The 11,972-nt window shown below is 56.0% G+C and carries 1 protein-coding gene; it reads left to right on the top strand.

The genetic code is table 11. From position 1 onward, the window contains the following. Nucleotides 1-11,959: hemagglutinin repeat-containing protein (locus J7E36_RS02205; RefSeq protein WP_214999442.1), on the top strand; the 11,959-nt coding region annotated here is incomplete at its 5' end. Nucleotides 11,960-11,972: the final 13 nt, after the last annotated feature.

Raw genomic sequence — 11,972 nt, 5'->3', positions numbered from 1 at the left:
CGACGGCAAGCTGATCGCCAGCGGTGGAGATATCCAGCTCGACGCCAACGGGCAACTGAGCCTGGCCGATACCTCGGCCACGGGCGCGGTCAACGTCAAGGCGGCCGGTGCCAACGTGCAAGGCGCGGTCTATGGCACCAGCGTCAACGTGCAAACCAGCGGTGCGCTGGACGTGCAGCAGAACATCGCGGCGCGCGATCAGATCAGCTTGACCAGCGCTGGGCAGCTGACCAACCGCGGGATTATTGAAGCCGGGGTCAATGCCGATAACACGCGTAATGTTACGGGTGATGTGAGCCTGATCGCGCAGAATCTCAACAACAACGGCAAGAGCGTGATCGCCAGCCGCAACCTGACGGCCACCGTGGCGCAAACCCTGAACAATCAGGGTGGGACGATCAGCGGGGCAGCCGCCGTAGTCACCGTCCAAACGCTGGATAACCGCAACACCGGGCGCGTTCTGAGCGACAACGGCTTGAGCCTGAATGCCGGTAGGATCCTGAACAATAGCGGTGTCATCAGCAGCGGTAATATCGCTGGTAACGTCGGGCAGCTCATTAACAGTAATGGTGAACTCTCCAGCCAAACCAACACCGTACTGACGGTTACGTCGCTGGATAATGTCTCAGGCTTGATGACGGCAGGGCGTCTGCTGGATCTGACCGCGCTCGATACGATCAACAACAGCAACGGCAAGCTCGGTGCAAAACAGGCGTTAGCCGTTCGAGCACAACAGCTCGACAACAGTCAGCAGGGTCAGATGACCAGCGAAGGGACGCTGACCACCCGGGTCGGCGCTCAGCTCAACAATCAGAAAGGCCTGATTCAGGCCAATGGCGCGATGGATGTTCAAACCTCTCGCTTGGATAACCGCACCGGCAAAATTTCCAGCCTTAATACCCTGGCCATCAGCAGCACCGGTGTCGATAACCGCGAGGGACTCATTCGCGCCGATCAGACCGCGAAGCTGTTGGTTAATGAACTGGACAACCGAGCCAAGGGCCGCATCGAAAGCAAGGCTGCATTGACGTTCGAAGGCGATACGCTGGATAACCGTAATGGGGGGCTGATCACTTCGACAGGTGCGATGAACCTGAAGGCCAAAGATGTGGCCAACGGTTCTGGGCGGATTTCCGGCAAGGGTAATATCGAAGCGACTATCGACACTTTGACCCAACAGGGCGGCGAGCTGGTTGCTGAGGGCAATCTGGTCCTGACCGGTAAGAATCTGGATAACCGCCAGGATGGTTGGGTCGGATCGCTCAAGACACTGACAATGAACGTCGATCAAATCGACAATCGCGGTGGCTCGCTGTCCAGCCAACTGGATCTCCACATCCAGGGCGCTCGCATGGACAACAGTGAGGGCGGCAAGGTGCTGTCCGACACCACGCTGGGCCTGAAGGTCGAACAGATCATCAACGCCACCAATGGCCTGCTCTTCAGCAAAGGCGCAAGTACGCTCAGTGGTATCGGACTGAGTAATATCGGCGGGCGGATTGTCACCCAGGGCAGCCTGGCCCTGAACTTCGATGACAGCCTCGACAACCAGCAAGGCCTGATTAGTAGTGAAGGTCAAATGACCTTGGACGCCGGTCGCCTCAACAATCGCTTGGGTAAGCTTTCGAGCCTTGAGACGATGGCACTTACATCCGTCGGCGCGGCGCTTAATCAAGGCGGCCTGATCGCATCGCAAAAAGGCCTGACGTTCAACAGCGCCAGCCTCGACAACAGTGACCGGGGCCTCATCAGCGCGAAGGCCAGTTCAACATTGACCACCGGTGAGCTGAAAAACCGTCAGGGTGGCAGTCTCGCCACCGACGGCGCGTTGTTGCTAACAGCGGCGCATCTCGACAACTCGGGCGGGAAAATCGGCAGCCAACAACAGCTCCAGGTGTCGGTCACCTCGCTGGAGCAGGATGGCGGCGAGCTGTTCAGCAACAGCGACCTGACCCTGGATGTCAATCACGGTCTATTGAATAACCAGCGCGGCTATCTGCATACACCGGGTCAATTGCTTCTGAAAAACCTCAATGAGGTGAACAACAGCGGCGGAGAGATTTCCGGCGCAAAAGCCTGGAGTATCAATGCGCAAAGCCTGAACAACGATGGCGGAAAATTACTGAGCAATGAAAAGCTGACATTCGTCATCGATCAGGCGCTCAGCAATATAAAAGGATTGATTGCCTCCGCCGGCCTCGACAGCCGCAGCACCACGCTGAACAACGCTAACGGCCAAATCCGTACTCGAGGAGAGGTCGATCTCACCATCGCCGATTTTTTTGACAATCAGGCAGGCGTGGTCATCGCTGATAACGGTCTCACGATCAAAGCAGCTGAGTTGGATAACCGCCAAGAAGGTTTGGTAGGCGCGACCAACGCACTGGCACTGACCGTCGATCGTCTCGATAACCGCACTGGCGAGCTGTCAAGCAAGGCAGACGTGACCCTGACGGGGGCCTGGCTTGATAATAGCGACAGCGGCTACATCCTGGCTGGCGGAAACCTGGCCTTGACCGTGGGGCAGATCATCAACCGCAACAAGGGGCTCGTGTCCGGCGACACGGGGCTGACGCTGACGGGGAGAACGTTGGAAAACAGCGGTCGGCTGACCACCCAGCGTGACCTCGCGATCAATCTGTCCTCGGATCTGAATAACGATCAGGGTGGCGTCTTCAGCGAAGGCTTGCTAACGATCGATGCCCAACGCCTGAGCAACAACAGCGGCACAGTCTCCAGCGCGAAGGACTTGGCTATCGAAACCCGCGATGCCGTCAATAACCAGGCCGGCCAACTTCTGACCGACACAACGCTCACGATCAACAGTAATGCGCTGGACAACCAACAGAAAGGCATCCTGAGCAGCAAGAACAAACTGAACATCACCACGGGTGTGTTGAACAATAGCCAGGGCAATATTTATTCCGGCGACCAGTTGGAAGTAAGCGCCGGTCAGGTGATTAATGCCGCTGGCAGCATAGGCGCGACCAATTCGTTAGTGGCCACTCTCCAGGGTCTGGATCAGAACGCTGGCAAGTTGTTCAGCAAGGGCAATCTGAGCATCGACTTGAACGGCGGCGTGTTGAATAACCAGAACGGATTTGTCGGTGCGCCGGGTCAGTTGTTGCTGAAAAATCTAGGTGAAGTGAACAACCGTGGCGGTGAAATTTCCAGCGACCTGGCTTTCGATCTGGGCGCCAAGTCGCTGGACAACAGCGGCGGTCAGTTGCTCAGCAATCACAAACTCACGCTGACCGTCGACAACGCGCTGACGTCGATCAAAGGCAAGATCGCTGCTGCTGCGCTGAAAATTCGGGCAGCGAGCTTGAATAACAGCGGTGGCGGTGTATTGCTCAGTGACGCCGATCTTGGCGTGACCGTTGATGGATTGCTAATTAACGACAACGGCACGATCAAGGCTGCAAGACAACTGAATCTCGACAGTGTCGGCCTGAACAACCAGGGTGGCACGCTGCTGGGCGGGTTGGGCATCGACATCGATCTGGGGCCGGCGACGGGAGATCTGGATAACCGCAATGGTTTGATCAACACCAAAGGCATATTGAGCATCGCTCATCTGCATGACCTCGATAACCAGATGGGTGAAATCTCCAGCGTCAACAGCTACAGCCTGACCGGCAACCGCCTGGATAACCGTGGCGGTAATCTGATCAGCAATGATCAACTGAGCCTCACCGCTGCCGAGATGAAAAATCAGGGCGGCTTGGTGTCCGGCTGGAATGGTTTGCTGATCAGTGGCGGCGTGCTCGATAACAGTCAGGAGGGTACGGTTTCCAGTTTGCTCGGTAACCTGACCATCGACCTCAGCGGTGCGTTGATCAACCACAGCAAAGGCGGTTTAGCCGGTAAGGGCGAGCTGAGCGTCACGGCGGCCAGTCTCGACAACTCCAGCGGTATCGTGACCAGCGGCGGCAAACAGACGCTGACTTTCACCGGAGGGTCCCTTACCAACACCTTGAACGGCCTGATCGAAAGCGGTGACATCCTGAGTATCCGTGCAGCCGGTTTGGATAATATGTCAGGCCGTGTCACCGCCAGCAAAGCGCTGACCTTCACGGGCTCTCAACTGAATAACACCAATGGCACTCTGGTGGGGGCAGATAGCGTCACCCTCGACTTGCTTGGCGCCCTGACGAACATCAACGGTGCACTTGGCAGTACCGGCCCACTGGTCATTAAACGCTCCAGTGGCGTCGACAACCAGGGCGGCCAGTTGATCAGCCAGTCCATATTGAGCCTGCTGACTTCAGGCGATTTAAACAACAGCATGAGTGGGACAATTTCGGCCATCGGCCAATTGAATCTCACCGTTGACGGCACTGCTGACAACAACGCCGATGGCCTGATCTCCAGCCGTGACGCCGGCGTGGCCCTGACCACCGTCGGACTGAACAATGCCAAAGGCGCGTTGCAGAGCTACGGCGAGCTGAGCGTGGACGCGGGGAGCGGCGCCATTGACAACCAGGGCGGCAAAATCATCGCCCAGACCGGCGACTTGAATCTTACTGCCGCCAGCCTCGACAGTCGGAGCGGCGTGCTGTCCAGCTTGAAAGGCCTGTTACAAACTCGCTTGACCGGAGTGCTACGCAACGGCCAGGGCGGCAAGCTCGAAGGCAGCCGCCTTGACCTGCGAGCGTTGGGCGGCATTTACAGTGACGCCGGCCGCATCGCCGCCAACACCGGCGACATCCTGCTCGATGCCGGTACTAACGCGCTAGACAACGGTGGCGGCGGAATCTACGCCAAAGGAAGGGTGAACGTCGCGGCCGGTTCGTTGAGCAACAACGCCGGTCAAATCAGCGGCAGCAATATCGAACTTGGCGTCAATGGCAGCCTTACCAACTCTGGCGGCCTGGTAGAAAGCGCCACCACTCTCGCCGTGCGAGCCGCCAGCCTCGACAACCAGAGCGGTAAGTTGCGGGCGTTAGGTAGCAGCGGCAAGACCGATTTCCAGATCGGTAGCCTGTTCGATAACCGTAACGGTCTACTGGAGTCCGCTAATACTGATCTTACCCTTACAGCACCGAGCCTCCTCAATGCAGGTGGAGCTGTCACGCATATTGGCCTGGGAGAGTTCGGTATTTCCACGGTCAATGTCATGAATGCCGGTGGTTCGTTATTGACGCGTGGTGGGCTGACGCTGAACGCAGGTAGCTGGACCAACAGTAGCGTGATTCAGGCTGGGCGCCTGACGGTCAACGTCGACAACTTCACGCAGACTGCCAGTGGACAGTTGTTGGCTGCGAACCAACTTATAAGCAAAGGCGGAAACTGGATTAACAACGGGTTGATTGCCAGCGATGGCAGCCTGGATATCCAACTGACTGGCGGCTACAGCGGCGACGGTCGCGTGAGCAGCCTGGGTAATCTGACCTTCAAGGCTGCGCAGCTCGGTTTGACGAGCGTTTCGAGCATCGGCTCAGGCGGGCTTGGCGCTATCAACGTGGACGGTTTGCTGAATAACGTAGGCGGTCGCCTGACCTCCAATGACGACTTGATGCTCAATGCCGGGGCGGTGAGCAACACCGGTACGCTCGGCGCCGCCCAGGAGCTCACGATCAAGACCGCCAGCCTGGCCAATAACACCGGGCTGATCTTCAGCCGCGGCAACATGAATCTGTTTGCCAATGACTTCACCAACCAGACCGGTGATATTTACAGTATCGGAAATCTGACGATCGCTGGGAGGGATGGCGGTCGGGCGAATAACGTCAACAACCTCGCCGCATCGATTAATGTTGATGGTGATTTTTCGTTGTCGGCGAATAGTTTCAACAATAAAACCGAAGGCGTAGTTGGCGAAGAGAAATTTATCTCCGGGGATATTACGTTTGACGGGGCGGGTACGTTCTACGTTAACGAGAGCTTTGAGTCGACATCGACAATTTCGGGACCGCAAGCGTCTCTCACCGTTGCAGGTAACCTGACCGGAAACGTCGGATCCTTTACCAACACGGCATCGCTGATTTCTGCAGGCAAAAATATCAAGCTCGATGTCGATACTTTCGATAACTTTGGCCTTCAGTCTGGCAGCTTTACCCGTTCGCGGATTTACAAACTGGGCGGATTGCCAAATAAGCAAACAAGTTGGATTAGTTCAAGTCTGCAAAGTTATGCAAATCGAAACTCAAGAAATCAGTATGACTACATTAGAACGTGGCATGAGCCGGACAAGGGCGGCAGCTTTTGGGAATACAACTCGCTTGACAAACAGAAGCTCAACGATGTCAACGCTAAGTTCGGCATAGGTTCCGAAGTTGCAATACCCACCCAGATTTTGTCTGGTGAGCTAAGAAAGGACGATCGTATTTTTACCAACGGCGGCGGCAGCGTTTCGTCCATCGTGCAGGCTGGACAAACCGTAGAAATCAACGCCAAGACCACGATCAACAACGGTAACCTCAACCCTTACACCAACTTTAATGGCACAGCCAAAGCCTCGGCTGATACAGGGGTCAACAGCGCCGTCAAACCAACCATAGTCTTCTTGAACCCGCAATTGCCACCGGACTTGGCTCAACAGCAAGTCAATCCACTGGCATTGCCGGGCTTCACCCTGCCGGTAGGAAACAATGGTCTGTTCCGCCTCAGCGGCAAAGGTGCAAGCGAGCAGACGACTGCTCCAGGCGAAGGCCGTACCATTGGCTCGATTACTGGCACGATTGCTGAGCGCTCTGTTGGATATCCAGCAAGGCCTGCCACTGCTTTGCAGTTCGATCAGAACGATCCGGTTGCAATAAACAAACGCGACTTGATCCTGGCCGCTCGGCCATCGTTGAACCTTGCCGATAAGACAGCCCTTATCAATGTCAATGCAAGCGCTGGCGACGGCCCGGTTGGTGTGCTGTTGCCCAACCGCGACGAGGGTGCTTTTGATATAACGCATGTCCAGGGGCTTCCCGACAGCAGCGTGCGCACCAACCCGCAAAAATACCTGATCGAAACCAACCCGGCGCTGACCGACCTCAAGCAGTTCATGAGTTCGGACTACCTACTGGATAAACTGGGTTACAACCCGGACACCAGCGCCAAACGTCTCGGCGATGGCCTGTTCGAACAGCGTTTGGTGCAACAAGCGGTGGTCGCCCGCACCGGTCAGCGCTGGATTGATGGCCAAACCTCCGATGAAGCGATGTTCAAGTATCTGATGAACAACGCCATAGCCAGCAAGGAGCAGCTCAACCTGTCCCTGGGTGTGACGTTGTCCTCCCAGCAAGTGGCAGCCCTGACGCATGACATCGTCTGGCTCGAAGAGCACGAAGTGAATGGAGAGAAGGTGCTTGTGCCGGTGCTCTACCTGGCACAGGCCAATAATCGCCTGGCCCCCAACGGTGCATTGGTTCAGGGCGGTGATGTGACCTTGATTGCCGGTGCGGATTTGAACAACGCCGGCACGCTACGTGCGTCTAACAACCTCTCGGCCGAGGCGGGCAACAACCTCACCAACAGCGGATTGATCGAGGCTGGCGAGCGCCTGACGCTTAAGGCTGGAAATAACATTATCAACAGCGCCGGTGGCATCATTTCCGGCCGCGACGTCAGTTTGACCGCTACCAAGGGTGATGTGATCAATCAGCGGGACGTATACGGTTTTGATACCAACTACGGTGGGACGCTTCAGCACCGGGATATCCTGAACAATGCCGCGCGGATTGAGGCGGCCAATGATCTCAAGATCGATGCCGGGCGCAACATCAGCAATATCGGTGGGGTATTGCGAAGCGGGGAAGACCTCAAGCTTATCGCGGGTCAGGATGTGAATATCACTTCGGTTGAGGACCGTCGTACCGATTCCCGTGGCAGCAACTTCCTCAACCAGACCATTACCCAACATGCAGCTGAAGTGACTTCCGGACGGGACTTGTCGATCAGTGCTGATCGCGATGTTGCTGTTGTTGCCAGTCGGTTGGATGCCAAGCGTGATCTCATTGTCGATTCCGGTAATGACATTGTCATCACTTCAGCCGCCAACGAGAGCGATTACGTCTCGCGCAGCAAAAGGCGGGCGAATGAAACGCATAGCGTCACCCAGCAGTCGTCGGTATTAAATGCAGGCCGCGACATCGCGCTGAATGCGGGTAATGACCTCGGCATCATCGCTAGCCGGATCAAGGCCACGGATGATGTCAGCCTGAACGCCGATCAAGACGTCGTCATCGCCTCCGCGCAAGACGAGGCTTCCTCTTATTACTACAAGAAAAAGAAAGGTTCGTTCGGACGTAGCAAAACGACTGAGAGGCAAAGTTACAGCAGTACTAATGTGGCGTCTGTCATCGAGGCAGGACGAGATCTCACCGTCAATACCGCTTTGGACGGAGACGGCAACGTCAGTCTCAATGGCGGGCGGAATGTCACGGTCATGGGCAGCGAGTTGAAGGCCGGGAGTGACTTGATCGTCGGTGCCACCAATGACGTGGCGGTGCTCTCCGCTACGGAAGAAAGCGGGGCGTACAGCAAAAAGACAAAAACCGGTTTGTTTGGCCTGTCCAAAAGTGGCAAAAGCCAACTGCAGACCAACGTGACTCAGGTGGGCAGCGAGTTGAGCGCTGCTAACGACGTGGTCCTCGTTGCCGGCCATGACATCACAATGCAAGCCAGTGAGATCACCGCGAAGAACAATGCTGAGCTGCACGCCGGTCTAGTCGACAAAACAGGCGATATCGATCTCACCGCAGCCGATGACCAGGCTTATAGCCGAACTGAGGAATACAAGAAAAAGGTTGGCCTGTCCCTCAAGGACACCGTAGGTCTGTTTGCCGGTACGCCGGGGGCGGGCGCGGATATCACCCTGAGTTCATCGCAGAAAAAAGGCCGTGAAGTTGTTAGCAGCACCAGCGTTGGAAGTCAGATCAGCGCCGGGAACGATGCCGTGCTGGACGCTGCCCGAGACATCAATATCGTTGGCAGCGGCGTAAGCGCTGACCGAAATGCAACGCTTGATGCCGGGCGCGACGTGAACATACTTGCCGGCACCAATCAACACAGAAGCAAGGATTGGAAAACCGATAAAAGCTACGGCATCAAGCAGGACGTCGACAACAACGGTTACACCACGTTCGTCGGCAATGAAACGATCAAGAAAGGACGTGATGCCGACGGTAATACCGCCGCAGGCAGCCTTGTTGACGCAGGACATGATGTACGGATTGACGCCAAACGCGATATCAATCAGATGGGGTCCGACCTCCAGGCTGACAACGACATCAAGTTGAAAGCAGCACGCGACATCAACATCCTTGCCGCCAACGAGCGGAGCCAAGTCACCACCACCGAAAGTGTAAAGCGGAACGGCACCACGACCACTGTCGCCTATAACGTTGGCAACACGATCGATGCCTTGGGCGGGACGGGCAAAGGCGAAGATGGCGTCAGTAAAACTTCGAGCGTTCTGAAAACCGTTGACGCCCTCGATCAGTTCTTCAGCGGTCCCAAGTTCGACGGGCACATGGGCGGTTCAAGTACCAGCCAGAGCCAGACTCAAACTTCGCTGACTAATCGCCCCTCCAGCCTTTCGGCAGGCAACGATGTCAGCCTTGAGGCGGGCAACGATGTGAGCGCAAGTGGCGGCCGGCTCGACGCCGGACGTGACATCAACGTGAGTGGGCGCAACATCACACTCGACGTGGCCCACGGTTCGCAAAGTACGGATAGTCATCAAACCCAAAGCAAGGGCGGTGTAAAGGGCGGGACCACGGGTGGCTTCAAGCTGGGTGTCGGCCTGAGCGCCGCGGGTGGCGAGGATGAGTCGATGCAGGGCACGTCCACGGCGACGCAGCTCAATGCCGGCGGTGATATCAACCTGAACGCCAAAAATGACCTCACCCTGATTGGCACCGAGGCAACTGCTGAGCGGGATATCAAGCTCAAGGCAGGTAACGACCTGAAAATCCTGTCTGCGCAGAATGCCTCCAGCAGTGATAGCAATCGACGCAGCTGGGGCACCGAAGGCGGCCTCATCCTCGGGCAAGACGGTGTCGGTGTTTATGGCAGCGTCAACATCGGCCTGGGAAACCTTGAGCGTGAAGGGGTCCAGCAGCAGGAGGCGTACCTCTACGCCGGTAACCAACTGAACTTCGAAAGCGGTCGCGACACCACCGTCGCCGGTGCCACCTTGCGTGGGGATGAAGTAATCGGCGATGTCGGTCGCAACCTCACCGTAACGTCCGTACCGAATACAGGCAAAGCCGAGGGTAAAGAGTTCGATGCCAGCCTCACAGTGGCCGTGAGCTATGGCGTCACTGTCAGCGGCTCGGTGGGCTACGGCCAGACCAACGGCAAAACCAATTGGGTCGAGAACCAGACCGTTATCAGCGGCAAGAACAAGGTCGACATTCGTACCGAGGACCATACCCAACTGGATGGGGCGGTACTGGCTGCAGACAACGGCAACCTGAAATTCGATACCGATACGTTGGGTTTCCGCGATATTACCGGTAAAGACAACGAGCATGGTTATTACCTCAGCGTCAGTGGTAGCTACAACGCCGGTAGCGGCTCGCAAACTGACAAACCCAACAAAGGCATGGAAGGTAAAGAGAAGAACAGCTGGGCGGTCGAGGGTTACAACTACAACAAGGACCGTGAGCAGATTCTTCGTGCCACGGTGGGAGAAGGCGAGATTGTGGTGCGTGACGACAAGGTCACGGGCGCCGACTCCACAGCGGGGCTGAATCGGGATGTGAGCAAGGCGTACGAGGTGACTCGGGATGAGGAGCATCGGACGGAGTTGTATGCGTCCGGTACTTCTGTCGAAGCGGTACTCAATCCGAAAAAGACACTCGATAAATGGGAAAAAAGCGTTGAAAACTACGGCGAAAATAGTCTTGAGTCGTTAAATATTTTAACGGACTTGCTCTTTGGCGCTGCGAATATTGCGGTGGGCCATAGTTTTGACGATGCAAACAAAGTCACTGTAGTCCGAGCCTTTAAACGCCAGCTCGGTAGCCGTGATGCCGAGCGCAGAGCAGCCGCCGCGGGCGATGCATTACTCGGCATTACTAAAGGTCCGGAAACGGCTGAGGTGCGGGCTCTTGCTAAAAAAATAGCCGACATTGCAGGTCAGAATCCCGATCAGGCGTACGGGATGTTGGTGTTGCTTCAGCGGTTACAGAACCCTCATCCTGGAGTATCAAGTTTCGTACCAATTCCCCTGCTGGCCGGCGGCGCCGTTGCCGCTTTAGGGGCGGCATTGCTGTCAACTGAAAGCTCACCACAAAACCAAGAAAACATGCGGGTGGCGGCGAATTCAGTCATATCATCTCTAGATGAGGCAGGTTACTCCGGACAACAACAGTTGAGCATGTCGGCAGAGTTGTGGTTGTTCATTTTTAAAACTACTTTTCCGGTTCATTTGCTTGATCCTAAATATGGTTTGCTGGATTTTCCGGCAGAAAATAACGACTCGCTTCATCCTGTTAGCTCGGGTGGCTCCATCGTACTGCCTTCAGGGTCTGGCAGTACCGGGGGAAGTACGATCGAGAATAACGGTGGCTGGAGCACCACTTCGCCTGCGGTGGATGGGGGCTTATCGCCGGGGAATATGTATAGCAGTCCAGTGGATTACGACCATATTATTGGAGCGGACTATAAAACGAACGGCACACCTACCGGCGGTCATACTTTGTTGAATGGTGACGTGAGGATAGTGCCGGGGACTCAAACGGCACCTGATCCCTACGGTGTCTATGAGGCTACCGTAGAAGTACCTGACCTAAGAAATCCTGGACAGTGGATCGTCAAGCCTGCTAATGGTGAGGTGAATACTATGTTTCCTGCTGCTTGGGATAAGGAAAGGCTGGTTCATGAAGTGGATGCCGCGTGGAACAGTCCTCGTAAAGTAGTTACGGGCACAATGTGGCGATCTGTAACGCCCTCGGGAGTATCGGTTCAAGGGTATATTTCACCCAGGACAACAGTTTATCCTGTGTACAAGCCTTAAATTAGAGGGACGT

Source organism: Pseudomonas fluorescens, from assembly GCF_018614775.1.
Taxonomy (GTDB): Bacteria; Pseudomonadota; Gammaproteobacteria; order Pseudomonadales; family Pseudomonadaceae; genus Aquipseudomonas; species Aquipseudomonas fluorescens_BY.
This window is presented reverse-complemented; position numbering and strand designations above follow the sequence as displayed.